The 22780-nt window shown below is 62.0% G+C and carries 25 protein-coding genes; 5 read left to right on the top strand and 20 right to left on the bottom strand.

Annotated features, from left to right (window positions below; genetic code table 11):
* Nucleotides 1–13: 13 nt before the first annotated feature.
* Nucleotides 14–574: a peptidylprolyl isomerase gene (locus tag HJ536_RS05645; protein ID WP_177156982.1), complete on the bottom strand. Its 561-nt coding sequence runs from the start codon at nt 572–574 to the stop codon at nt 14–16.
* Complete coding sequence (locus tag HJ536_RS05640) at nt 561–1073, bottom strand: peptidylprolyl isomerase (RefSeq protein ID WP_177156981.1); 513 nt, start codon at nt 1071–1073, stop codon at nt 561–563. Before HJ536_RS05640 ends, HJ536_RS05645 begins: the two co-directional genes overlap by 14 nt.
* Before the next feature lie 129 nt (nt 1074–1202).
* Here HJ536_RS05640 and HJ536_RS05635 point away from each other — a divergent pair, with 129 nt between their 5' ends.
* From HJ536_RS05635 to HJ536_RS05615, 5 genes are all read left to right on the top strand, one after another.
* Nucleotides 1203–2378, top strand: coding sequence for a phosphoglycerate kinase (locus tag HJ536_RS05635; RefSeq protein WP_176854189.1), 1176 nt, complete (start codon nt 1203–1205; stop codon nt 2376–2378).
* A gap of 135 nt (nt 2379–2513) precedes the next feature.
* Entirely contained in the window at nt 2514–2810 is a 297-nt protein-coding gene (locus HJ536_RS05630) for an FtsB family cell division protein (protein WP_176854188.1), read from the top strand.
* A 246-nt stretch (nt 2811–3056) separates the two neighbouring features.
* Nucleotides 3057–4052 carry a pyruvate dehydrogenase (acetyl-transferring) E1 component subunit alpha gene (gene pdhA / locus HJ536_RS05625; RefSeq protein WP_176854187.1) on the top strand — a complete coding sequence of 332 codons (996 nt, stop codon included), beginning with the start codon at nt 3057–3059 and terminating at the stop codon, nt 4050–4052.
* An 18-nt stretch (nt 4053–4070) separates the two neighbouring features.
* Nucleotides 4071–5441, top strand: a complete 1371-nt coding sequence (locus HJ536_RS05620; RefSeq protein ID WP_176854186.1) for a pyruvate dehydrogenase complex E1 component subunit beta — start codon at nt 4071–4073, stop codon at nt 5439–5441.
* A 12-nt stretch (nt 5442–5453) separates the two neighbouring features.
* Nucleotides 5454–6761 (top strand): pyruvate dehydrogenase complex dihydrolipoamide acetyltransferase, encoded by a 1308-nt coding sequence (locus HJ536_RS05615; RefSeq protein ID WP_177156980.1) that lies wholly within the window; start codon nt 5454–5456, stop codon nt 6759–6761.
* A gap of 314 nt (nt 6762–7075) precedes the next feature.
* On the opposite strand, the gene cysE is transcribed toward HJ536_RS05615, so the two are convergent.
* The 18 genes from cysE to HJ536_RS05530 all read right to left on the bottom strand — a co-directional run bounded on the left by cysE (nt 7076) and on the right by HJ536_RS05530 (nt 22644).
* A complete protein-coding gene (gene cysE, locus HJ536_RS05610; protein ID WP_177156979.1) occupies nt 7076–7885 on the bottom strand; it encodes a serine O-acetyltransferase in 810 nt (269 codons plus the stop codon).
* A 110-nt stretch (nt 7886–7995) separates the two neighbouring features.
* Nucleotides 7996–11925 carry a baseplate multidomain protein megatron gene (locus HJ536_RS05605; RefSeq protein WP_177156978.1) on the bottom strand — a complete coding sequence of 1310 codons (3930 nt, stop codon included), beginning with the start codon at nt 11923–11925 and terminating at the stop codon, nt 7996–7998.
* Nucleotides 11925–12371, bottom strand: a complete 447-nt coding sequence (locus HJ536_RS05600) for an NlpC/P60 family protein (RefSeq protein ID WP_177156977.1) — start codon at nt 12369–12371, stop codon at nt 11925–11927. The genes HJ536_RS05605 and HJ536_RS05600 overlap by 1 nt, the downstream gene beginning before the upstream one ends.
* Nucleotides 12368–13240, bottom strand: a complete 873-nt coding sequence (locus HJ536_RS05595) for a DUF2163 domain-containing protein (protein WP_177156976.1) — start codon at nt 13238–13240, stop codon at nt 12368–12370. Before HJ536_RS05595 ends, HJ536_RS05600 begins: the two co-directional genes overlap by 4 nt.
* The gene (locus HJ536_RS05590; protein ID WP_177156975.1) at nt 13237–13869 is read right to left on the bottom strand and encodes a DUF2460 domain-containing protein; all 633 of its coding nucleotides are present in this window, start codon (nt 13867–13869) and stop codon (nt 13237–13239) included. Before HJ536_RS05590 ends, HJ536_RS05595 begins: the two co-directional genes overlap by 4 nt.
* Nucleotides 13870–13888: 19 nt before the next feature.
* A complete protein-coding gene (locus HJ536_RS05585) occupies nt 13889–14545 on the bottom strand; it encodes a phage tail tape measure protein (RefSeq protein WP_177156974.1) in 657 nt (218 codons plus the stop codon).
* Nucleotides 14538–14738: a phage tail assembly chaperone gene (locus HJ536_RS05580; protein ID WP_177156973.1), complete on the bottom strand. Its 201-nt coding sequence runs from the start codon at nt 14736–14738 to the stop codon at nt 14538–14540. Before HJ536_RS05580 ends, HJ536_RS05585 begins: the two co-directional genes overlap by 8 nt.
* Nucleotides 14738–15061: a gene transfer agent family protein gene (locus tag HJ536_RS05575; protein WP_420811082.1), complete on the bottom strand. Its 324-nt coding sequence runs from the start codon at nt 15059–15061 to the stop codon at nt 14738–14740. Before HJ536_RS05575 ends, HJ536_RS05580 begins: the two co-directional genes overlap by 1 nt.
* Entirely contained in the window at nt 15058–15471 is a 414-nt protein-coding gene (locus HJ536_RS05570; RefSeq protein ID WP_177156972.1) for a phage major tail protein, TP901-1 family, read from the bottom strand. The genes HJ536_RS05575 and HJ536_RS05570 overlap by 4 nt, the downstream gene beginning before the upstream one ends.
* A 21-nt stretch (nt 15472–15492) precedes the next feature.
* Complete coding sequence (locus tag HJ536_RS05565; RefSeq protein WP_177156971.1) at nt 15493–15897, bottom strand: DUF3168 domain-containing protein; 405 nt, start codon at nt 15895–15897, stop codon at nt 15493–15495.
* On the bottom strand, nt 15894–16229 hold the full coding sequence (locus HJ536_RS05560) for a head-tail adaptor protein (protein ID WP_177156970.1): 336 nt from the start codon (nt 16227–16229) through the stop codon (nt 15894–15896). Before HJ536_RS05560 ends, HJ536_RS05565 begins: the two co-directional genes overlap by 4 nt.
* A complete protein-coding gene (locus tag HJ536_RS05555; protein WP_177156969.1) occupies nt 16226–16825 on the bottom strand; it encodes a head-tail connector protein in 600 nt (199 codons plus the stop codon). Before HJ536_RS05555 ends, HJ536_RS05560 begins: the two co-directional genes overlap by 4 nt.
* Before the next feature lie 133 nt (nt 16826–16958).
* The gene (locus HJ536_RS05550; protein ID WP_228028646.1) at nt 16959–18101 is read right to left on the bottom strand and encodes a phage major capsid protein; all 1143 of its coding nucleotides are present in this window, start codon (nt 18099–18101) and stop codon (nt 16959–16961) included.
* Between the two features lie 61 nt (nt 18102–18162).
* The gene (locus HJ536_RS05545; protein WP_177156967.1) at nt 18163–18687 is read right to left on the bottom strand and encodes an HK97 family phage prohead protease; all 525 of its coding nucleotides are present in this window, start codon (nt 18685–18687) and stop codon (nt 18163–18165) included.
* A complete protein-coding gene (locus HJ536_RS05540) occupies nt 18680–19867 on the bottom strand; it encodes a phage portal protein (RefSeq protein WP_177156966.1) in 1188 nt (395 codons plus the stop codon). Before HJ536_RS05540 ends, HJ536_RS05545 begins: the two co-directional genes overlap by 8 nt.
* A gap of 102 nt (nt 19868–19969) precedes the next feature.
* A complete protein-coding gene (locus HJ536_RS05535) occupies nt 19970–21328 on the bottom strand; it encodes a DNA-packaging protein (RefSeq protein ID WP_228028665.1) in 1359 nt (452 codons plus the stop codon).
* Nucleotides 21240–21584, bottom strand: coding sequence for a hypothetical protein (locus tag HJ536_RS20825; protein ID WP_228028432.1), 345 nt, complete (start codon nt 21582–21584; stop codon nt 21240–21242). Before HJ536_RS20825 ends, HJ536_RS05535 begins: the two co-directional genes overlap by 89 nt.
* A 223-nt stretch (nt 21585–21807) precedes the next feature.
* Complete coding sequence (locus tag HJ536_RS05530; protein WP_177156964.1) at nt 21808–22644, bottom strand: helix-turn-helix transcriptional regulator; 837 nt, start codon at nt 22642–22644, stop codon at nt 21808–21810.
* Nucleotides 22645–22780 lie beyond the last annotated feature (136 nt).

The following is a 22780-nucleotide window of genomic DNA, read 5'->3' as shown; positions in this document are numbered from 1 at the left end:
AGCGCACCAGCGCTTATTCGGTCACGACGACCTTGGTCATAACATCGGGCTCGCCAATAACAGCGCCGTTGCCGCCGGTGCCGCGCTTGATCGTGTCAACCACGTCCATGCCCTCGGTCACGCGGCCCACAACGGTGTATTGACCGTTCAGGTGGGGCGCAGGGGCGAACATGATGAAGAACTGGCTGTTGGCCGAGTTCGGGTCCATCGAACGCGCCATACCGACGACACCGCGATCAAAGCTCTCGTCCGAGAACTCTGCCGGCAGGTCTTCGCGGTCAGAGCCGCCCATACCCGCGCGGCGCATGTCGAAACCGTCGCCCATCCTACCGAACTGCACGTCACCGGTCTGTGCCATGAAGCCCTCGATCACGCGGTGGAACACCACGCCATCATAGGCCCCTTCGGCCGCCAGAGCGGTGATCTGCTCGACGTGCTTGGGGGCAACGTCGTCCAGCAGTTCGATATGGATGGTGCCGTTCGCCTCGCCAGCGACGGTGATGTCCAGACCTTTGGCCAGAACGGGGCCTGCCAGCACGGCCAGCCCCAGCGCCAGAAGATTACGCTTCAGCATCTGCGGCGACTTTCACGCTGATCATGCGATCGGGGTTACGGGGGGGCTCGCCACGGACGATCTTGTCCACGAACTCCATGCCCGAAATCACGCGGCCATAAACGGTGTACTGACCGTTCAGGAAGTGGTTGTCCTTGAAGTTGATGAAGAACTGGCTGTTGGCCGAGTTCGGGTTCATCGAGCGCGCCGCGCCAAGGGTACCACGGTCGTGGGGCAGTTTGCTGAATTCAGCGGGCAGATCGGGCTTGTCCGAACCGCCGGTGCCTGCGCGGCCGGGGTTGTAGTCTTTTTCCATGTTGGCGTGCTCGACATCGCCGGTCTGGGCCATGAAGCCGTCGATCACACGGTGGAATGCAACGTTGTCATAGGCGCCTTCACGGGCCAGTTCCTTCATGCGCTCGGAATGCTTGGGCGCAACATCGGGAAGCAGTTCGATAACGACGGTGCCGTCCTTCAGTTCGATCAGGATGGTGTTTTCAGGATCTTTGATCTCGGCCATGACTGGTCCTTTCATTGTATTTGGGCACAGACTTAAGCCGTCACCGTGCGATTGCCAAGCTAAGCCGTTGACGTGAAGCCGCGCTCAGGCGAAGAAACGCACAGGTTATATTTAGGAGGAGCCACGATTATGGCCTGGAAAACCCTCGACGAGATGGACCTGAACGGTAAACGCGTTCTGACCCGTGTAGATATCAACGTCCCGATGAAGGACGGTGTGGTCACCGATGCCACCCGCATCGAACGGATCAAGCCCACCATCGACTCGATCTTTGCTGCTGGTGGCACTCCGGTCCTTCTGGCCCACTACGACCGCCCCAAGGGCAAAGTCGTCCCCGAAATGTCCCTGCGCCACATCGTTTCCAAGCTGGAAGAGGTTCTGGGCCGTTCGGTGACTTTCGTTGAAACGCTGGACGCTGCCGATGTGGCCGCCGCTGCCGAAGGCAGCATCGTGCTGATCGAAAACACCCGTTTCCACCCCGGTGAAGAAAAGAACGACCCCGCGCTGGCCGCTGAATTCGCCGCGCTGGGCGATATCTTCTGCAACGACGCGTTCTCGGCCGCGCACCGCGCCCACGCCTCGACCGAAGGTCTGGCCCATCTGCTGCCCGCCTGCGCAGGTCGCAATATGGAAGCCGAACTGAAGGCCCTCGAGGCGGCTCTGGGTCAGCCCCAGCGTCCCGTGGTGGCTGTTGTTGGTGGCGCCAAGGTTTCGACCAAGCTGGACCTGCTGTCGAACCTGATCGAAAAGGTGGATTATCTGGTGATCGGTGGCGGCATGGCCAACACCTTCCTTGCGGCGCAGGGCATCAACGTCGGCAAATCGCTGTGCGAGCATGACCTGACCGGCACCGCCAAAGAGATCATGGACAAAGCCTCTGGCGCCGGTTGCGAAATTGTCCTGCCCGAGGATGTCGTCGTGTCGTGGGAATTCGCCGCGAACGCGAAAAACGAGACCGTTGCCAACGACGCCTGCCCCGCAGACGCGATGATTCTGGACGCCGGCCCCGCCGCCGTTGCGAAAATCGTAAGCGTGTTTGAGCAGTCCAAGACCCTGATCTGGAACGGCCCACTTGGCGCGTTCGAGATCGAACCCTTTAACGCCGCAACCAACGCCGCCGCCAAAGCCGCTGCCGATCTGACCAAAGACGGCAAGCTGGTGTCGATCGCAGGCGGCGGTGATACCGTTTCGGCCCTAAATCAGGCCGGTGCAGCCGATGACTTCACCTACATCTCGACCGCAGGCGGCGCCTTCCTCGAGTGGATGGAAGGCAAGACCCTGCCCGGTGTGGCCGCTCTGGGCTAAGCAAGACACTATCGAACGGGGGGTAAGTTATTCTTATCCCCCTTTTTTAGGGGGTTCCGCGAACAATATCGTTGTGGCAGTATTTTACCCACAAGCTGGGCAACAGCGAAATTGGCGGACACCGTCAGAGGCAACATGGCAGAGCAGCGTCCCGGTGTCGGGTTTTTGATCTATTTTACCCTTGCGTTTACCGCAGGTTTGTACTTTACCTTTGCAGCAGTGCAAGGCGACTATGGCATTTTTCGCCGCGCCGAGATCGAGGCAGAGACGGATGCATTACGTGCCGAGCTCGCTTCGCTTCAAGCTGAAGTCGACAGGATGGAGAATATGACTCGCCGCCTGTCAGATGGATTTCTGGATCTCGACCTGCTGGACCAGCAGGCCCGCGAGGTTCTGGGGATGGTCCGCGCAGACGAGATCATCATCCGCTAAAGTTTCTTGTCACCACTCACACGACAAGGCCGCTCCCTTCGGGGGGCGGTTTTATTTTGTATACACATTGCCTCAAATCGGGACTCTGCGCATACAGAACCTTACCCCCCCATACACCTTTGGTGAACGCGCACAAATCCGCTCCCGTTTTTCGGGAGCGCACGATTTTCTCTCGCATCGCGCGAAGAGATCGGATATGAATAGTTTAACGCTAAACTATTTGCTTGAAATGGGAGGGGACGGACTATGGCCACCCGCAAAAGTGCAGCAAAACCGAATGTATCGGCAGAAGACCTGCTGAAATACTATCGCGAGATGCTGTTAATCCGCCGGTTCGAGGAAAAGGCCGGCCAACTGTATGGTATGGGTCTGATTGGCGGTTTCTGCCACCTGTACATCGGTCAGGAAGCTGTGGTTGTCGGCCTTGAGGCAGCGACCGAAGAAGGCGACAAGCGCATCACCTCGTACCGTGACCACGGCCACATGCTGGCCTGCGGCATGGACGCCAAGGGCGTGATGGCCGAGCTGACCGGCCGCGAAGGCGGCTATTCGCGCGGCAAAGGCGGCTCGATGCACATGTTCAGCAAAGAGAAGCACTTCTACGGCGGTCACGGCATCGTCGGCGCGCAGGTTCCGCTGGGGGCCGGTCTGGCATTCGCAGACAAATACAAGGGCAACGGCCGCGTGACCTTTGCCTATTTCGGCGACGGCGCTGCCAACCAGGGTCAGGTCTACGAGACCTACAACATGGCGCAGCTGTGGGAACTGCCGGTGATCTTTGTCATCGAGAACAACCAGTACGCCATGGGCACCTCGGTCGCGCGTTCGACCAAATCGCCCGCTCTTTGGAAACGCGGCGAAGCGTACGGCATCGCAGGCGAAGAAGTTGACGGTATGGACGTTCTGGCCGTGAAAGAAGCCGGCGAGAAGGCTGTCGCACACTGCCGCGCAGGCAAAGGCCCCTACATCCTCGAGGTGAAGACCTATCGTTACCGCGGGCACTCCATGTCTGACCCCGCAAAGTACCGTACCCGTGAAGAAGTTCAGAAAATGCGCGAAGAGCGCGACGCCATCGAACACGTGCGCGAACTGCTGCTGAGCGGCGGTCACGCAACCGAAGATGATCTGAAGGCCATCGACAAAGACATCAAAGCGATCGTCAACGAGTCGGCCGAGTTCGCCAAAGAAAGCCCGGAACCCGCGCTTTCGGAACTCTGGACCGATATCTACGCCAAGGCCTAAGGGAGAGGACACACTATTATGGCAACCGAAGTATTGATGCCCGCCCTGTCGCCCACGATGGAAGAGGGCACGCTGGCCAAGTGGCTGGTGAAAGAAGGCGATAAAGTCAGCTCGGGCGACGTGATCGCCGAGATCGAAACCGACAAAGCCACCATGGAATTCGAAGCCGTGGACGAAGGCATCATCGGCAAGATCCTGATCGCCGAAGGCTCCGAAGGCGTGAAGGTCAACACCCCCATCGCCATCATGGTCGAAGAGGGTGAATCCGTTGACGCCGCCCCTGCCCCCGCCGCAGCCCCCGAGGCCGCAGCACCGGCAGCCGCCGCGCCCGCCAGCGTTCCCGCCGCGGCCAAAGGCCCGGTCGAGATCGTGGTTCCCGCAGAGCCCGAAATCCCCGAAGGCACCGAATTCAAGTCGATGACCGTTCGCGAAGCGCTCAACAGCGCCATCGCCGAAGAACTGCGCCGCGACGAAGACGTGTACATCATGGGTGAAGAGGTTGCCGAATACCAAGGCGCCTACAAAATCACCCAAGGTCTCTTGGACGAATTCGGCGCCAAGCGCGTGATCGACACCCCGATCACCGAGCACGGCTTTGCCGGTGTGGCCGTGGGTTCGGCAATGGCCGGCCTGAAGCCGATCGTCGAATTCATGACCTTCAACTTCGCGATGCAGGCGATTGACCACATCATCAACTCGGCCGCGAAGACCCTGTACATGTCCGGTGGCCAGATGGGTTGCCCGATCGTGTTCCGCGGCCCGAACGGCGCAGCGGCCCGCGTTGGCGCGCAGCACAGCCAGGACTATGCGGCTTGGTACGCGCAGATCCCCGGTCTGAAAGTTGTGATGCCCTACTCTGCAGCGGACTACAAAGGCCTGTTCAAGACCGCCGTGCGCGATCCGAACCCGGTCATCTTCCTCGAGAACGAGATCCTGTACGGTAAATCGTTCGAAGTTCCGGTTCTGGACGATTACACCGTGCCCTTCGGCAAAGCCAAAATCTGGCGCGAAGGCACAGATGTGACCATCGTTTCGTTCGGCATCGGCATGACCTATGCTCTGGAAGCGGCGGACAAACTGGCCGCAGAGGGCATCAGCGCCGAAGTCATCGACCTGCGTACCCTGCGTCCGCTGGACAAAGACACCGTAATCAAGTCGGTCATGAAGACCAACCGCTGCGTCACCGTCGAAGAAGGCTTCCCTGTCTGCTCGATCGGTAACCACATCAGCTCGATCCTGATGCAGGAAGCGTTCGACTATCTGGACGCCCCCGTCATCAACCTGACCGGCAAGGACGTTCCGATGCCCTACGCCGCGAACCTCGAAAAGCTGGCGCTTGTGACCACTGACGAAGTGATCGAAGCCGTCAAGCAAGTGACCTACCGCTAAGGAGATCGAAGAATGCCTACCGAAATCCTGATGCCCGCCCTGTCTCCGACTATGGAAGAGGGCACTCTGGCCAAGTGGCTGGTCAAAGAGGGTGACACCGTATCGTCCGGCGACCTGCTGGCCGAGATCGAGACCGACAAAGCGACTATGGAATTCGAAGCCGTGGACGACGGCGTGATCGGCAAACTGCTGATCGCCGAAGGCAGCGAAGGCGTGAAGGTCAACACCCCCATCGCCGTTCTGCTGGCTGATGGCGAAAGCGCAAGCGACATCGGGGCGGCTTCGGCTGCTCCGGCTCCGGCGGCGGCACCTGCTGCGGCCGAAGCGGCTGCACCTGCCGCTGCTGCCGCGCCCGCCCCTGCAGCCCCCGTGGCTGCTTCGGGTGATCGCGTGTTCGCATCGCCGCTGGCCCGCCGTATCGCTGCGGACAAAGGTCTGGATCTGGGTGCCATCGCTGGGTCCGGTCCCCGTGGCCGCATCGTCAAGGCCGACGTTCTGAACGCAACCGCCGCGCCCAAAGCCGCCGCTGCCCCCGCAGCCGCTGCCGAAGCGCCGAAGGCCGCTGCGCCTGCCGCTGCCGTCGCGACCGGTCCTTCGACCGACGCCGTCCTCAAAATGTACGAGGGCCGTCAGTTCGAAGAGAAGAAGCTGGACGGTATGCGCAAGACCATCGCTGCGCGTCTGACCGAAGCCAAGCAGACCATCCCGCACTTCTACCTGCGCCGCGACATCAAGCTGGACGCCCTGCTGAAATTCCGTGGCCAGCTGAACAAGCAGCTCGAAGGCCGCGGCGTGAAGCTGTCGGTGAACGACTTTGTCATCAAGGCCTGTGCGCTGGCGCTGCAAGCCTGCCCCTCGGCGAACGCTGTTTGGGCCGGTGACCGCGTGCTGGAAATGAAGGCATCGGACGTGGCTGTCGCCGTTGCGATCGAAGGCGGTCTGTTCACCCCCGTGCTCAAGGACGCAGAGATGAAGTCCCTGTCCGCTCTGTCGGCAGAGATGAAAGATCTGGCCAAGCGCGCCCGTGACCGCAAGCTGGCACCCCATGAATATCAGGGCGGCAGCTTCGCGATCTCGAACCTGGGGATGTTCGGCATCGACAACTTTGACGCTGTGATCAACCCGCCCCACGGTGCGATCCTGGCAGTCGGCGCTGGCGTCAAGAAGCCGATCATCAACGACGCGGGCGAGATCGAAGTGGCAACCGTCATGTCCGTCACCCTGAGCGTGGATCACCGTGTGATCGACGGCGCACTGGGTGCCGAGCTGCTGACGGCCATCGCATCGAACCTCGAAAACCCGATGTTGATGCTGGCATAAGCAAGCGGACCTATCCTAAAGATATAGCGGTATACCAGAGGACAGTTTGAACTTCATATACGAAGTATCTACGGTCTCCTTAAGGAAGCCGCTCACTTTCTAGGAAAACAGGGGCGAAACGGATGGACCGTTTCGCCCCTTCTGCTTTTAAGACCCCGATCTGTTTGCATTTTTTATTGATCAGTCAATTAATCGCTTCATTCTGCCTTGGTTGAATGTCCTTTGACGGCAGAAAATTGGGACCCCTAAAAACGAAAAAGCGGAGCCGCATTATCGCGACTCCGCTTTTGCATTATTAACCGGAAGTGACCTGCTTATCCGTTAGACGGAAAGCTGTGGTCCATGCTGAGCGCAGGCTGGCTGCATCCCGCTTCGCCGACGATACGGGCGGGAACACCCGCCACGGTCTTGCAGGGCGGAACTTCGTGCAGAACGACGGAACCCGCCGCAATCCGCGAGCAATCGCCAACCTTGATGTTGCCCAGAACCTTGGCACCCGCGCCGATCAGAACGCCGTTGCCAATCTTGGGGTGACGATCCTCTTCCTCTTTGCCAGTCCCGCCAAGGGTGACCGAATGCAGCATCGAGACGTTGTCCCCAACAACAGCGGTTTCCCCGATAACAATCGAGTGCGCGTGGTCAATCATGATGCCACGGCCGATATGGGCCGCCGGATGGACGTCCAGACCGAACTGCTCGGAAATGCGCATCTGAAGGAAATAGGCCAGATCCTTGCGCCCGCTGTTCCACAGCCAATGGGCGACGCGATAGCTTTGGATGGCCTGAAAGCCTTTGAAGAACAGCAAGGGCTGGATGTAACGCAAACATGCGGGGTCACGGTCGTAGACCGCAACAATGTCCGCACGCGCCGATTCCCCCAGCGAAGGCTCGCTGGCATAGGCTTCGTCCGCGATCTCGCGCAGCAACTGCTCGGACATCTCGGGCGAGGACAGCTTCATCGCCATCCGGTAGGTCAGCGCGCGTTCCAGCGACCCGTGGTGCAGGATCGTCGAGTGGATTAGGCCACCCAGAAGCGGCTCGTCCTTGATGGCTTGCTCGGCTTCTTCGACGATGCGGGTCCAGACGGGATCGATCGAAGCAATCTTTGATTGTGTCTCAGGCATTCGGGCTCTCCGCTCTTTCGAGGTACCATAACAGATAGGATTGCTGTGCGAAACACAAGGACGCGATTGTGATCGGGGCGCAAGAAAGTGCTCCTGCGCCCCGAACTGGGTTAATGATCGACGTAAAGGCTGATCGCAGGACCTGCGCCAAACAGGTCTGAAACCTGTGCGATTTCAATGCGATATCCATTCTCAGCGCCGTCTTGGGCACGCATCGCTTGGGTATAGGTAAATGACGGGTCATTTACCGTCGCCTCGCGGACCAGAGTTCCCTGTGCATAGATGCGCAGAAGATATTGCTCTGATGTTTGAGCCAAGGGCACCTCGGGGCGGGACCAGTCATCCCCGCCAAGGCGCGTCCGCCGCACCCACCCGACCAGATGGGCATCCCCGTGCAGCTCGCACACCGGATGGCACGGACGGTAAGGCGCCAGCCCCTGCCCAGAGAACGTCCGTTCTACCGTCTCATAGGATCGGTCGTCATAAGGCCGCCCCACCGGCCCGGTCCGCAGGAACCACGGCTGCCCCAGTGTTTCCGGCGGCAAGTCCATCTGCAGCAATGCGCCATCTATCAGCACAACATAGCTGCCCACCGGCCATTCATCGGGGATCAACCGATCTGTGCCCGCCTGCCCACGCAAGAACCCCGACAACGCATAGCGTCCACCGCCCAAAGGTTCCGCATTCCGGAACTGGAGCAGTTCCCACCCGTCAGGGGTGCCGTCCCCCATCGCAATCAGGTTGCCACCAGCCAGGAATGCCTCCTCTGTCACCGAAGTCAGAACGCCCGACACCAGATCGACCTCCAGCGTCACACCCTTCTGCTCGATCCCAGTCGGAGCGAACGCGAGCGCCGTAGCCAAGGTGCCGATGGTAGCCTGAGCCTCCAGTGTCATTGCCAGTCGATATCCCGCATCGACGCGACTGCGATAGATGTTCACGCCACCGGGCCAAGGGTCCGCAGTTGCGGCCAGATAGGGCGCATGTGGCACCTCGTCCCCGCGCAACAGCGGCAGGTCCAGCGCCATACACAGCGCAGGCATTGGCGGCACGAAGGGCGCTGTGATCGCTTGCTCGGCAACCTCTGGCGCGGGCCGATAGACCGATGGGTCCACGCGCACTGCTTCGATCTCTCGCTCCAGATCCGAGGTCACATGCTCGACCCGATAAATCACCTCTGGCGCGGTCTCGAAGGCGATCAGATCCCCCGCAACCACATCCCCACGGGACGGAGGCAGCGCAAAGCTCACTGTTTCACGTCCCAGACGCAGCTCTGACATCCAGCGATCAAGGGCCTGACGCGCCTCGCCTTTGGTCAGAACCGCCTGAACCTCGGAGGCAGCAGGGCGTTGAACCGACTGCCATGGGGCGCGAACCTCGACCGACACGGGCTCGAACCCCGCATCCGCCTCGGCGAAAGACAATTGCGCCGCATTCGGCAACTCCTGATCCGAGGCGCGATTACGCCGGATATCGCCGTCATCATGGGCCAGAACAACCTCCGGATTGATCAGTTTGACACCAGATACACCGCGCGATCGAAAAACCAGATCGCCCCCTTGTTCCACCGCATCGAACCCGTGGGTCATCATCAGGCCCTGCAAGGCTGCGCGAACACTCTGGGGACCGTCTTCGAGATAGCCGCGCACAACACCATATAATTGCCGCGTATCAACCTCGGTCACCCCCACGGAAGCACACAGTTCAGCCACCACAGATGCCAAGGACCGATGCCCACTGCGGCCCGTCACCCAATGCCCGCGCGTATAGTTGGGGGCGTCTTTCCAGACCGTCCCATGGTTCGGAAATGCCGGATAGGGCCGCGCATCCCAAGCCCAAACGAACATGCGCTCAGCGTCGATCATCGGCCCAGCGTAAACCGGCGAGACGGGGTTATTCCCCGCATCCTGCCAATATTCGCGCATGGCCCGCAGATACTGCATCTGCATGAATTCGTCCCGCTCACCGGTCGAGTAATAGGGCAGCGCAGACTCCGAGGATTTCGGATCGACGAATTTGTTGGGCTGATTGGTCCCCTTGTCCACAGCGGCGCACCCGATTTCGGTGAACCAGATCGGCTTGGAGAATGGCTCCCAAGCCGTCGAGGTCTGACTGCGTTGGCCAGCTATGCGTTCGTGGTGATGACTCGTCCACCAGCTACGGATATCCTTATAGCGATAAACCCAAGGTTCCCCATGGGCGCCATCGGTGATCGGTGCGCGCTGTTGGCGGTCACGAGCGGCCTCACTGGGGTAGTACCAATCGAACCCCTCACCGCCTTCGATGTTCGACTGCAGGTACTCCAGATCATAGATCGAGCCCCAATTTTCATCCGCGTGCCCCTCTTCGTCGCGCCAGTCTGACAGGGGCATGTAGTTGTCGATTCCCACGAAATCGATTTGGGGATGCGCCCAAAGCGGGTCGAGATGGAAATAGCGATCCCCGCTGCCATCCTGAGGCTGATACCCCCAATATTCGCTCCAGTCCGCCGCATAGCCCAGCTTCACATCCGGCCCCAAAATGCAGCGCACGTCATCGGCCAAGGCCATTAAAGCTTCGACCACCGGAAAACCGCTCGCACCCCGTATCTGGGTCAGCCCCCGAAGCTCTGAGCCGATGCAGAACGCGTGCACGCCGCCAGCCGCCTGACACAGCATCGCGTTGTGCAGCACAAAGCGGCGCAGCGACCATTCCTCGGGGCCGGAATACACAACCTGCCCGTCCACAAGCGCGAAATCGGCGACACTGGCCTGCCCCACGAATGCAGAAACTTCATCATCCGCAAGGCTGGTGCCGTCCGGCGATCCTTGTTGGCCCGGTGCAACCGACAGAGTAATCCGTCCCCGCCAAGGCAGAGGTGGTTGATCATCCGCGCCCGTCCAAGGGTCCGTCAGCCCGTTGTCCCCCAGTTGATCCATCAGGATGAACGGATAGAACATCACTTCCTGACCCACCGCATTCAGGTGACGGATCGCCTCGATCACCGACTGATCCGTGGGCGTACCGCCATAAACCGGACCGTCATCCAGTTGTGGAACCGGTTCGGCCAGATCGCGGGTCAATCCGCTGACACGCCAAGGCATTCCAGCGCCCTCGTGCAGGGATTGCTCGACTTTGGGCTGAATCTGGCAGAACCCGCACCGCAAGTCACTGCCGAACCACGAAACCACCAATGAGGTCGCCCGGCAATTCGGCGCCTCCTGCACCAGCGCCTCGACCGAGGTTTCCAGATCACTCACGCCGCTGAAGCTGTTCACATTGGCCGAAATATTGCGCCCTTGCCCCGCCCCGTAATGCACCGGAGTGGTCGCCAAAGCGTACTCTCCGGTGCCGGGGATCATCGCCACGGCAGTCAGATCGCGCGCGATATCGCCATAGTCGCCTGCATCTTCGGACGCAGAGCGCACGACCTCGAAGCTGAATTGGGGAATGCGGTTACCAAAGGGCGCCAGCGCCAGATCTTCAAACACCACATATGCCGTCCCGCGATAGGCCGGAACCGCACCAGAGCCTTCGATCGCCTCGATCAAGGGATCAGGCAGTTGGTCCATAGCCCCGCGATAGACACGGTAGTTCAGCGTAGAGCGGTCCAGCTCTGCCCCATCGGCCCAAATCCGGCCAACACGAGAAACCTCGCCCTCGCACAGGGCGATCGCCAGACTGATCGAATAGGAATACTTGCTGGTCTTGGTCTCATGGCTTGGGCTGGTGCCCTTGCCTCCACCGGATGTTGTGGTCGACGTCCGCACCGTTTCCGTGAACCGCGTGGCCCAGATCACCTGCCCGGCCACGCGGGTGCGGCCATAAACCCGCGCCATACCGGCCCCCTCGGACGAAGAGCCAATGCGCAGACGGTTCATCCGACCAACTTCGACCGGGGCAGAGCCGCCCAGCGCGCGCGAAAACAGTCGTTGATCCAAGGCCCGCCCCAACATAGCGCCCCCCGCACGGCCAAGCGTTGCCATGCCCAGCCCCGCGATGCCTCCACCGATCGCGCCGCCCAGAGCACCACCTGCAGCCGAAAGAATAATCGTCGCCATCACGTTACCTCGTTTGGAAATTCAAAGCGCGCCACCATGCGGCGCGACCAGGGTTCACTAAGGGGGCTTTCGAGAACCGCATGATTGCCGAATGCATGGACAAAGCTTGGTGCCTTACCCACGCGACCTTGCAGCCCGACATGTTTCGCCACAGCGCCCGAGCGCATCCGGAACAGCAGGACATCCCCCGAATCCGCATTAGCCAAAGGCTTCTCGATGAGGTGCCGACGGGCAGCGTGCCACAAGGCCTCTTCCCCTTGGGATTCGGACCAATCAGCGGTGTAGGCCGGGATCATCTCAGGCTCGGCCCCGTAAAGATGCCGCCACACACCCCGCAAAAGGCCAAGGCAATCCGTGCCCGCCCCCTTGCGGCTGGCCTGATGCAGATAGGGCGTGCCGATCCAGTCCCGCGCCTCGGCCAAGGCCTGTTCCGCAATCGACGTCATCGGCGGCTCTTCCCATCCATCGGCTCGGCAGTCCCTGGATAGCGCAACATCCAGTCGTCACCGGGAATATCCGGAAAACCCATGAAGTTCTGCGCGTTTAAAAACTTGTAGCGGCAAGTATCGAACCGCTTGTCACAGCCCGCGAACAGCACCACAACCTCACCGATCACTGGCACACTAGACAGCGGTTCCCACAACTCTATCCGCCGCGCGTCTCCGTTTACCTTGTCCGACTTTATCGCGCCTTTCAGGGGATACCCGCCCGCGCCAATCAGCACTGACCCGCGGGTAAACCAGCCGCTGTCATGCAACCCGTCAGTGGAAACCGTCAAAACACGGGCATCCTCGATACCCGTCAGCGTACCCTCCAGACGGAACAAGGCCTGATCCAGATCCACCCCGCAGCACGCATCCCCGAGCAGCACAGAACACCCCTTCTGGTAGCTGCGCCCTCTGGGTTGGTTCAGAGCATCCGTTAGCCCGCGGATTTCGGTTATAAACTGGCCATCGGCGTATTGGATATCGCCCAGCCTTCCGCGAAAGGTGATTTCGCGCTGTGTCGGGTCTGCCCAATTCACCTGCCACGCGGTGAGACGAGCGCCATCAAAAAGACCTGCGCCTATATCCGCCTCGGTCAAACCTACGTCACTCAGCACACCGACTGCTTCGGCATTGTTCACGGCCAGACCAGTGGTTTGCTCCAGCGCCGTCGCGGTCATCCCGCCCTGAGGGCGAAACGTGATCCCGTCGAATTCCAGCGAACAGTCATGGTCGGTGAAACCGAGTGCCACCCCGTCCAGGCGCTCAATGGCCCAAGCCTGACACACCGTCGTGATCCCGCCCACCAAATGATGTGACAGCGCGCTCATACCCGAACCTCCACCACGGGCACATCTGGCACCTCACCCGCGTTGAAACTGGCCATCGAGATGCTGATCCGTTCCGTGTCGAACCGCACAGGAACGTCGAATTCAAAGCCTGCGGTGATCGTTGCACCAGCCTCGGGCGGGGTCACGAAGGTGATCAATCCCGATCCATACTCAAGAGACCAATCGATGCCTTCGTGCATCTCAACCCCATCAGCGGCGATGCGAACGGTGGCGCGCACCGGCTTGGTGATGGGCCGTAAATAGGTCTGACTGCCCGAGCGATATTCCTTGGCCAGCGCAAACTGGCGGGTCGCACCATCAGCAACGGCGATCTCGACATCCTCGGGGGTCAGCTCACCCTGCCCCATGACCGAGCGATAATCGCTCCAGTCCTTCCAGCGAAACCCGTACAAAGGGCCACGGCGCGCCTCGAAAAAACCGATTAGCGCCTCCAGATCCCCCAGCGAGCGCAACCCAAGACCCGCGTCATAACGGCGGCGCGAATGCTGCCAGGATGTGTTGCGCTCCTCGTACCCGTTGGCCAGCGTCACAATGCGCGTGCGGCGTTCGGGGCCACCGGCGGACCCGAAACTCAGATCAGCGGGAAACCTTACCTCGTGGAAATCCATCCTATCTTCCTTTGCGGTCTTAGCGGTTGCGTTGGGCCTGACCAATGACACGCCCCATACGGGCGGCGATCTGGCTCTGGCTGCGGCGGAACCCTTCGGCGTCGGGCGTCTGGATGTTCATAACCACCTGCACCGAAAGGGCGCCCCCGCTGGCCCGGACCCCCAGCGCGCCATCCGGCCCACGGGTCAGCGGCATGATCGCCTCCGGGCCAGCCTCACCCATCAGGCCAGTCGCGCCTTTCATCGGAAAGCTCGTCGGCGCGCTCACCACGCCCCCCTTGGCAAAGGGCATCACCCGCCCCTGAACAAACGCCCCGCCATTGGCAAAGGGTTTGACGCCGGTCATCAGCGCCCCGATGCCACCCGCCAACAGGCCTCCGACTTGGTCGGTCACAGGTTTCACCGCGCTGGTGTAGGCAGCGTTCACCATGGACTGCCCCAAGCCCGTCAGACTATCGCTCAGCCGGGCGCCATCCAGCACCACCGCGTCAAAGGCCTTTCGCAAACCACTGGACATCCCCCGTTCCATCCGGCGCATATCCAGCGTGGTTTCGCCCAGACCCTCTCGCATACGGGTCAACTCGGCCTCGAAGCCGCGGGTCAGGCTGGCAGCCCCATCAAGGCTTTGTTCCAGCCGATCCAGATCGTCCTGCAAGGCGTCCAAATTCTCAGTCATCGCTCTTCTCCTGCCCATCAGGGAAAGCACGGCCCAATTCCTCGAGCCGCGCGCGGACCATGGGGCGGGACGCTGGGATGCGCCCCGACATGGTCATCAGTTCAAAGGGGGTAAGCGCCCAGAACTCCGCAGGTTTCAGGCGCAATTCGGTCAGGCCGACGCGCAGGAGCCCCGAGTAATCCAGAACCGCCATCAAGCGCCCTCGGGCGGAGCAAAGGCCAAAGCCAGCGCCCTTGCAGCAACAGCCGTCGCATGGGCAAAACCGCCAGCGATTTCGGCCTGCGCCAGTTCGGCCTCGGTCCCGTGCCAACCGCCGCCCTGCAAACCCGCGTGGATCAGCGCCAGCAGATCAGCCGCGCGATAGGCACCGCCCTCGAAGCGCTCGATCAGCCCGACCAGGCTGTCAGCGCCCAACCGCGCCTCCAGCCCCGCCAAGGCCCCAAGGGTCAGCTTCAGCACCACAGGGACACCGTTCACCTGCAGTGTCACCTCTCCGGCCCAAGGGTTCGCCATCATAGCGCCGTGAAGTCCATCGCGCCCGCCGAGGCCAGCGACAGCTCATAGGTCGCCTCGCCGTCATAGGTTCCCGCGTATTCGATCGAGGTGATCTGGAACGCCCCCTGAACCACACCGAAATCTGGGATAATCACCTGAAATGCGGGCGTCTGACCGTCAAAGAAAATCTGGCGCGCGCGTTCGTCACCGGCTGTGTCCTTGAACACACCGGACCCCGAAATCGACGCGGACTTCACCCCGGCGCCCGACAGCAGCTCGCGCCAACCGCCCTCGCTCTCCAAACTGGTGACATCAATGGTTTCTGCGTTGAAAGACAGGCGCGTCGCCCGCAGCCCCGCCAGAGTTTCAAAGACGCCGTCGCCGGTCTGATCGATCTTGATCAACAGATCCTTGCCTGCCTGTGCAGCCATACTTCACCTCTTAGGATTTGGTTATTCAGCCGAGACATGCGCCCGATAGCGCAGGTCGATTTGTCTGTGGGTGTCGGTGCGTTTCGCCTGCGCCTTCTGGAACTTCAGCCAGACGACGCGGCCTTCATTCAGGGTCAGATCACCCGCTTCCAAGGCCCGCCCGATCGCCGCAGCCACCAGCTTGGCCGTCAGAAACCCGCTCGCGGTAGAAACAACCGAAACCGAGAAATCATGCAGCGCCGCTCGGGTCTCGCGGTCGGACAGATCGCGGACAACTTCACTGCCCAAAAGCACATAGGTCTCGGGCAAAGTCCCTGCGGGCACCGCGTCAAAAACCGCATCCCCGATCAGCGCCGCCATCGGCGCATCCCCCGCCAATCGGTCATAGAGCGCGGTCTGTAGTGCCGCCGCCATCACGTAACTCATGGCCCGACCTCCTCGGTGGCGTGGCAGGTCAGGTAGCGGCCATCGGTACCCAGTTCAGTCACTGCTTCGATGTCCCAAACGCGGCCATCCATCGTGAACCGCTGGCCAGCCACGGGCCGCTGAACATCCCCCACCGGGGCCGCACGAACCACAAACTGAAAGCGGCTCAGCGACACCTCCCCCGCGGGGCCCGAGGCCGAACGCCCCGACCCCGCACGCATCTCTGCCCAAAGCTGGCCCAACGCTGTCCAACCAGACTGAAAGCCCCCCGCACCATCAGGCACCTGCGACCGAGCCTCCAGCGTTACCTCATGGGTCAAGCGCGGGCTCATACGCCGATCCTCCCAAGGCTGCGCACCGTGCGGAACCTCTCGATCAACGTGGACACGCCAAAGGGAATGTCGCTTGCACCACCCGCGCTCTGGTGACGGTATTCGTAGTAATGCGCAGCCAGCAGCATCACCGCCTGAGCCAGATCGGCCGGAAGCTCCTCCCACGTCGCGGCATATCCGGCGACAAAGAACACCTCGGCATAGCCACCTGTGGGAATGGTTGGCAGCTGGGTGCCGCGCGGAATAACGCGGGGCCGTTGGTCATCCCCCGCCAAGCGGTACCGATCCGCGGGAACGATGGTCAGATTGTCGTCCACATCGATCAGGCTGAACTCCAGCATCTGACGCACCGGCGCCATCGGCAGGGTCTGGCCACCGCAATCGCGCCATTCTTCGATCCGGCAGGAAAATTCGCGGGCAATCAGCGCCTTGCCGGTGCGCCCTTCGATCGCGGCCAGAGCCGCCCGCAGGTAGCCTTCCAGAACCGCCTCCTGCACGGCATTCTCGCCAAAGCCGGTCCCAAGTCGCAGATGCGCCTTGAACGCCTGCACCGGAAGCGCCGCCAGAGGCACCTTTGTTTCTTCGTTCAGGATCATTTTGTTCTCCGAAATCAGCCCGCCTCGAAATCCGAAAACCCGCGCCACCGCCCTCGTGCGGAGGATTTGGCCAGACAGCAGCAGCGCGGGATCATGCCCGCCCCATCATTCAGGGCGAGCCATCGCGCCGCGCTTAGGCGGTCGCGAATTTCAGCAGCTTGATCGCCGAGAAGTCGCTGACATCACCGCCGACGCGCTTGGTCGCATAGAACAGAACGTGAGGTTTCGCGCTGAAGGGGTCGCGCAGAACGCGCAGATCGGGACGCTCGGCCACGGTGTAACCCGCCTGGAAATCACCGAAGGCAATCGCACAGGAACTGCTGACGATATCGGGCATGTCCTCGGCGATCAGGACGGGATAGCCCAGAAGACGCGCAGGCTCACCCGCCGCCAGACCGTCCGACCACAGGAAGCGGCCATCATTGTCCTTCAGCTTGCGCACCGCGCCTGCGGTCTTGGAGTTCATCACGAACTGCGCACGGGCGCGGTACTGGGCCCCCAGCGCGTACACCAGATCAATCAGGCACTCCGCCCCGCCAAAGGCCGCATCCGCGCCGGTGGTCACATAGCCCAGATTGCCCCAGGTCCAGATTTCGTTGTCGATGCGGTTGTGGGTCAGGAAGCCCTTGGGCTTGTCCACGCCATCACCGTTCACAAAGGCCGCAGCCTCGGCACGGGCGAACTTGTCGGCGATACGGCCCGCCAGCCAGCCCTCGATGTCGAACGCACTGTCGTCCAGCAGACGCTGCGACGCCTTGGGCAGCGCCGACAGTTCGTGCAGCGGGATGGTGATACGGTCGATCTGGGGCGACGCGGTCTCGGCCATGGTCGAGGTTTCGTTCGCCCAGCCGTGGCCCAGTTCGGCGCGGTCGATCAGCACGTCATAGCTGGTCGCCTCAACGCTGACGACATTGGCAATCGCGCGGATCGACGCGGTGCTCGACAGCACGCCCGAAATCCGCTGGCTGGTCTGAGGGTCCACCAAATAGCCACCATCGGCCGCCACTGCGGTGGACATGCCCTTGGCTTCGATATCCAGACCGCGCAGGCCCTCATCGTCGCCGCTGCGCAGATAGGCGTCGAATGCCTTCTTGTGGGGCGCTTCGACGTCATAGGCCATCGACAGAGCGGGACGTTTTGCGGTCAGGGATTTACGGTCAAGCATGGTCAGTCTCTCTTCCTGCTTTTGAAATTTCGAATTCACATCGGCCTTGAACGCTTCAATCGCGCCCAAGAAGTCATTGATTGCGCTGTGCATTTCGCCTAGCTCAGGCATAGCTCCTCCGGTCCGTGGCATGGCCTCGGTCAGATCCATCCGGGTCTCTCCTTGATTGGGGTTACGCTTGGGTCAGCACCTGACCGGCCCGCCGCAGCGCCTGAACAAAGGCCCCCGCGGGATCGTTTGATTTGGCCTGAACGGTCGCGTCAGGCAGCATGGGAAAGGTCACAAGCGACACCTCCCACAGATCGACTTCGTGCAGAATGCGGCGCCCCTTGCCGTCCTTGGCCGCACGCACGGTGCGATAGCCAATCGACAGTCCGTCCAGCGCACCCGCCTTGACCAAGGCCGCAGCCTCGCGTCCCTTGTCGACGCTCTCCAGCAGGCGGCCCTTGACCCATAGACCATGGTCGTCTTCGCGCAGCTCGTCCCATACGCCGATAGGCTGGTTGGGATCGTGCTGCCACAGCATCCGGACGCTGCCGCTCTTGGCCTTTAGACGCTCCAGACAGGCCGCATAGGCGCCCTTGGCCACCACATCACCGCCGCGATCCACCAAACCAAAGACCGAAGCATAACCGCTGATCTCGGCCCCATCGGTGCGCAAACCGGCCTCGGGGCGATGGAATTTACGTTCAAGCATCTGCACTCTCCTCGGGCATGGCGGGGAACCCCAACGCCACGCGCTTTTCCGCATCGGTCAGGAAACCGGCATTGGCCACACGGCGCCACCGGGCCTCGCGTTCCTCGGCCAAGGCGGGGATCTGGTCCATGTCTGGCCCCAAACTCAATTCCTCACCCGACAGCACCGACAGCCAGTTCGACAGCGCCCCCAGCACCTTGCCCGCCAAAGGCAGCACCGTCAGGCGATAGAACGCCCTATGCGCCTCTTGGTAATTGGCATAGGTCGCGTCCCCGGGGATCCCCAGCAGCATCGGCGGCACGCCAAAGGCAATGGCGATGTCCCGCGCGGCGGCCTCTTTGGTCTTCTGGAACTCCATATCGCTGGGGCTGAAGCCCATCGGCTTCCAGTCTAGACCGCCCTCCAGCAGCATCGGACGCCCTGCATTGCGAGCACCGGTGTGGTGGGCCTCCATCTCGGATACCAAACGATCATACTGATCCGCGCTCATGGTGCCTTGCCCTTCGGCCCCGGAATAGACGATTGCCCCCGAGGGCCGCGCCGCATTATCCAGCAACGCCTTGGACCAACGCGCCGCCGAATTGTGCACATCAATCGCGGTTCCCGACGCCTCTAGGGGCGACAGACCATAATGGTCGTCTTGCGGGTGAAAGCTGCGGATATGGCAAACGGGCTGACCGCCGACCATGTCGAACCGGTGCTTTTTCGCCCCGACCACATAGTCATAGGCCACCGGCCAACCATCCGCCCCCGGCACCACATGCATCCGGTCCGAGCGCAGCACATGCAGCTCCTCCGGCACACCCTCGGCACCGACCGCCTCGATATACCCGTTCCCCGAAAGCAGCATCTGGCCATACAGGGTCTCCAGAAACTCGGACCGCCCCTGCGCCCCGTTGGGCCGGTTCAAAAGCGCCAGCCAAGGGTGCTCCGAATACCGCGCCGCGCGATCCTGCAGGATCAGCGGCAAAGAGGCCGCCGCCTCGGCGATCACCTTGACCGCACGAAAGCCCACCGGATTGCCGACAAACCCCGCACGGGTCAGGGAAACCGTATCCCGCGGGGTCCAGGCAATCCGTCCGCCCCCCGACCAGTGCACCACCGGACCGGCCGCGCTGGCCTTGGTCTCTGGCACAGGCTGGGGCTCTGCCCGACCCCGGAAGAGATCGAAAACCGCCATTGTCCCTCCGTTCCGTTCTGGCGAGGGACCATCCCGCGCCGTCTGTGTGACACTTATCCGCCGTAAAAGTTAACCCCCGCTGGGACCACCGTGCGCTGCCCCCTAGAGGCTGCGCACCTGAGGATGCCGGTACCCCGCCGCCGCCTGAATCAGCAGGTCGGTCACCCCCCAAACAAGCGCATCTACACGGTCGGGGCTGCCTTTGCCTTCAAACCCACGCGGCCCCATACGGCACATCTGATCCTCCAGATCGGCGAGCCCGCGCACATGGCGCACCCGCCCTTGTTCGTATAGCGCCGCCACAGGTTCAGCCCGAGCAACCTTCCCGCGCGATGCATGAACCTTGCGATATGCCACCAAAGGGTCCACCTGCCGCAAAACCGTCTCGACCAAATCGCCGCCCTGATTGACCTCGGCCACAATCCGGTCGGCGCTATGCCGACGCATCGCCGCCACCGCCGCCTGCGCCCAAGCCATCGGGCTGGCTGCCGACACCGAGGCATCCTCCAGCACATAGGCCCGCCACGATTGCGGCGGCCCCTGCAACACAGCCCCCACCACGACGATCCCGCAGGTGTCCGACCCCGCGTGCCCCGTCACAGGCGGGTCCACCGCCACCACAACGCGGTCGCACTCGGGCACCCGGTCCACCCGCGCCCGCTCCAAATCCGCCGCCCGCCAAAGCGCCCCTTCGGCCTCTTCCAGCAGCACGCCATCCAATTCCTGCCGCCCCAGCCGCGTCCCCGCATAGCGCGCCTCGACCTCGGCCAGGAACGACCCCGCCAGATAAGCCGAATTGTCTTGCGTCCGCGCATGGGTCACCACCGTGGACGACGCCTTCAGCAAATCCTTCAGCACCCCGACATTCCGCGGCGTCGTCGTAACACAGACCCGCGGGTCATCCCCCAGCCGCAGCGCAAACTGCAGCATGTCCCAAGCCTCCTGTCCGTTCTTCCACTTGGCCAATTCATCGACCCAAGCACCATCGAACTGCGGCCCCCTGAGGCCCTCGAAGTCATGCGCAGAAAAGGCCGCCGCCTCGGCCCCATTGGGCCAAGTCAGCCGCCGCCTAGTCGCACTCCATTCGGGCCGTCTGTCCGGCGGAGAGCAGGCCAAAATCCCGCTCTCTCCGAAAATCATCACCTCGCGCACCTGATCAAAAGTCTCCCCGACCAGCGCGATGCGGGAACACGCGCCCGGATCATGGGGCCTACTGCCCTCGACCCGCGCGCGCACCCATTCGGCACCGGCGCGGGTTTTCCCCGCGCCGCGCCCGCCCATAATGACCCAGCTGCGCCAATCCCCCGAAGGCGGCAACTGGTGTGGCAAAGCCCAGAACTCGAACAGCCACGGCAACGCCGCCAGCTCTCCTTCACTCAGACTGTCCAGAAACTGCTCCTGCACCTCCAGCGGCGCGGAGGCGAGCCAACCGGCCCCCGATCGAAGCGCGTGCTCCGGCAAGGTCCAGTTCTCCGGCGCACCCGCGCACCCGTCCAGTCCGTTCATTATGAAGGTCCTCCAGTTCATAGGCCCGTTTCAACCAGACCCGCAGTTCCGCCAGCTTCTTCTCGCTTTTGGTGGCAGCTCCGGCCTCTTCGGCGCGGATCTCCCGCTGCAACGTCTCGATTTCCGTGATCAGATCGCCAACGATCCCCGCCGTGGTTTCAATACGGCGGAAAATGCGGTCTTCACGGGTCTCTTCGATTGTCATGCTCATTTGGTCTGCCTCTCATGCGTGAGCCCGCACGAGAAAACGCAATCAGGCGGCCGGAACCCTCCAGACCGCCTGACCCATTTCGTCCAGCTTGTCATAACCTATACAGCAGACCGTCCGATCCACCTAGGACCCACCAAAACCCGCGCCCGCACCGGATACCATCCGTTAACGAACCAGCCCCTTCAGCTTGGCCTAAATACCCCCGGGCCGGAGGCCCATTCCCTCAGCTGCCACTGGGATTGCACCCATGAACAGCGCGGTAACTCCGCGCAAAATGCGCGCGTGACGCATAGCCCACCGACAGCGCAACCGCCCCACTGGACATCCCGCCCGCTAGCAGATCACGCGCCACGCCCATCCGCTCGGTCCGCAGCAGATCGCTGAAACCCGCGCCCTGCCCCCGCAATTTCCGGCGCAAAGTCGCATCCGACAGCCCAAGCGACCGCGCCACCTCGGCGCAGCGCCAGTCCCGATCAGGCCGCGCCCGGAACATCCGCCGCAGCCGCTCTTCCAACGGCAACGCAAACAAAGGCGCCGCCGCGGGCTCCTCGGCCAGCAAAGCCAGCAGTTCTGTCATCCGCGCCTGACGCACATGCCCCGATCCCGCGCCGCAGGCCACTTCGGTCGCCGCATGGCGAAAGGCTTCGATCAACGCAGCACTCAAGGGCACCGTATGCCCCGCCCCCTGACGCCGACCCACCGCAGGCAGATCATCGGGCAGACGGTCTGGTGTGATCTCCAGAATCATCGCCTCATAGACGCCAGAGCGACTGTCGGGATCATTCACGATATCCAGATCGACCCCGGCCGGCAGCACGAACACCGCCCCCGTGGTCAGGCGCTCTTGGCGGTCGCCCTGCCAGATCTCTTTGCTGCCCGACAGCACCACCGCCAGCACCGGATGGTCCAGCCGCAACTGCCGGAACCGCTCTCGGTTGACCGTGCAATAGGTGAACAGCCCAGCCCCATGAGGGGACACAGCCTGCCCGCCCGCCTGACGAAAACCAGAGAGCTGCGACAACAGCTCCAACCTTAGGGGATCACCGTAAAAATCTCTCATACCGCTGATCATACCCCACAACCGCCCCACGCCTAGGGCGGGAATGACCGAAACGGGTTCAACCTTGATCAAATCCGGCCCAAGCCGCCGCCCCCGATCCCGCAATCTGCACAGGACATTCCCGTAGACAGGAGAT

Origin of the sequence: Donghicola mangrovi, from assembly GCF_013377535.1 — a bacterium.
GTDB classification, from domain to species: Bacteria; Pseudomonadota; Alphaproteobacteria; order Rhodobacterales; family Rhodobacteraceae; genus Donghicola; species Donghicola mangrovi.
Note: the sequence above shows the minus strand (reverse complement) of the source record. Positions and strands in the feature narration are given on the sequence as shown.

What these genes read in the sequence shown, in the direction of transcription:
- HJ536_RS05550 (WP_228028646.1), bottom strand. Translation starts at nt 18,101, where the DNA reads ATGCCTGAGCTAGGCGAAATGCACAGCGCAATCAATGACTTCTTGGGC.
- cysE (WP_177156979.1), bottom strand. Translation starts at nt 7,885, where the DNA reads ATGCCTGAGACACAATCAAAGATTGCTTCGATCGATCCCGTCTGGACC.
- HJ536_RS05635 (WP_176854189.1), top strand. Translation starts at nt 1,203, where the DNA reads ATGGCCTGGAAAACCCTCGACGAGATGGACCTGAACGGTAAACGCGTT.
- HJ536_RS05620 (WP_176854186.1), top strand. Translation starts at nt 4,071, where the DNA reads ATGGCAACCGAAGTATTGATGCCCGCCCTGTCGCCCACGATGGAAGAG.
- HJ536_RS05615 (WP_177156980.1), top strand. Translation starts at nt 5,454, where the DNA reads ATGCCTACCGAAATCCTGATGCCCGCCCTGTCTCCGACTATGGAAGAG.
- HJ536_RS05595 (WP_177156976.1), bottom strand. Translation starts at nt 13,240, where the DNA reads ATGAGCGCGCTGTCACATCATTTGGTGGGCGGGATCACGACGGTGTGT.
- HJ536_RS05560 (WP_177156970.1), bottom strand. Translation starts at nt 16,229, where the DNA reads ATGAGCCCGCGCTTGACCCATGAGGTAACGCTGGAGGCTCGGTCGCAG.
- HJ536_RS05630 (WP_176854188.1), top strand. Translation starts at nt 2,514, where the DNA reads ATGGCAGAGCAGCGTCCCGGTGTCGGGTTTTTGATCTATTTTACCCTT.
- HJ536_RS05540 (WP_177156966.1), bottom strand. Translation starts at nt 19,867, where the DNA reads ATGGCGGTTTTCGATCTCTTCCGGGGTCGGGCAGAGCCCCAGCCTGTG.
- HJ536_RS05585 (WP_177156974.1), bottom strand. Translation starts at nt 14,545, where the DNA reads ATGACTGAGAATTTGGACGCCTTGCAGGACGATCTGGATCGGCTGGAA.
- HJ536_RS05545 (WP_177156967.1), bottom strand. Translation starts at nt 18,687, where the DNA reads ATGCTTGAACGTAAATTCCATCGCCCCGAGGCCGGTTTGCGCACCGAT.
- HJ536_RS05600 (WP_177156977.1), bottom strand. Translation starts at nt 12,371, where the DNA reads ATGACGTCGATTGCGGAACAGGCCTTGGCCGAGGCGCGGGACTGGATC.
- HJ536_RS05530 (WP_177156964.1), bottom strand. Translation starts at nt 22,644, where the DNA reads ATGAGAGATTTTTACGGTGATCCCCTAAGGTTGGAGCTGTTGTCGCAG.
- HJ536_RS05570 (WP_177156972.1), bottom strand. Translation starts at nt 15,471, where the DNA reads ATGGCTGCACAGGCAGGCAAGGATCTGTTGATCAAGATCGATCAGACC.
- pdhA (WP_176854187.1), top strand. Translation starts at nt 3,057, where the DNA reads ATGGCCACCCGCAAAAGTGCAGCAAAACCGAATGTATCGGCAGAAGAC.
- HJ536_RS05565 (WP_177156971.1), bottom strand. Translation starts at nt 15,897, where the DNA reads ATGAGTTACGTGATGGCGGCGGCACTACAGACCGCGCTCTATGACCGA.
- HJ536_RS05580 (WP_177156973.1), bottom strand. Translation starts at nt 14,738, where the DNA reads ATGGCGGTTCTGGATTACTCGGGGCTCCTGCGCGTCGGCCTGACCGAA.
- HJ536_RS05605 (WP_177156978.1), bottom strand. Translation starts at nt 11,925, where the DNA reads ATGGCGACGATTATTCTTTCGGCTGCAGGTGGTGCTCTGGGCGGCGCG.
- HJ536_RS05555 (WP_177156969.1), bottom strand. Translation starts at nt 16,825, where the DNA reads ATGATCCTGAACGAAGAAACAAAGGTGCCTCTGGCGGCGCTTCCGGTG.
- HJ536_RS05575 (WP_420811082.1), bottom strand. Translation starts at nt 15,061, where the DNA reads ATGATGGCGAACCCTTGGGCCGGAGAGGTGACACTGCAGGTGAACGGT.
- HJ536_RS05645 (WP_177156982.1), bottom strand. Translation starts at nt 574, where the DNA reads ATGCTGAAGCGTAATCTTCTGGCGCTGGGGCTGGCCGTGCTGGCAGGC.
- HJ536_RS05640 (WP_177156981.1), bottom strand. Translation starts at nt 1,073, where the DNA reads ATGGCCGAGATCAAAGATCCTGAAAACACCATCCTGATCGAACTGAAG.
- HJ536_RS20825 (WP_228028432.1), bottom strand. Translation starts at nt 21,584, where the DNA reads ATGAGCATGACAATCGAAGAGACCCGTGAAGACCGCATTTTCCGCCGT.
- HJ536_RS05590 (WP_177156975.1), bottom strand. Translation starts at nt 13,869, where the DNA reads ATGGATTTCCACGAGGTAAGGTTTCCCGCTGATCTGAGTTTCGGGTCC.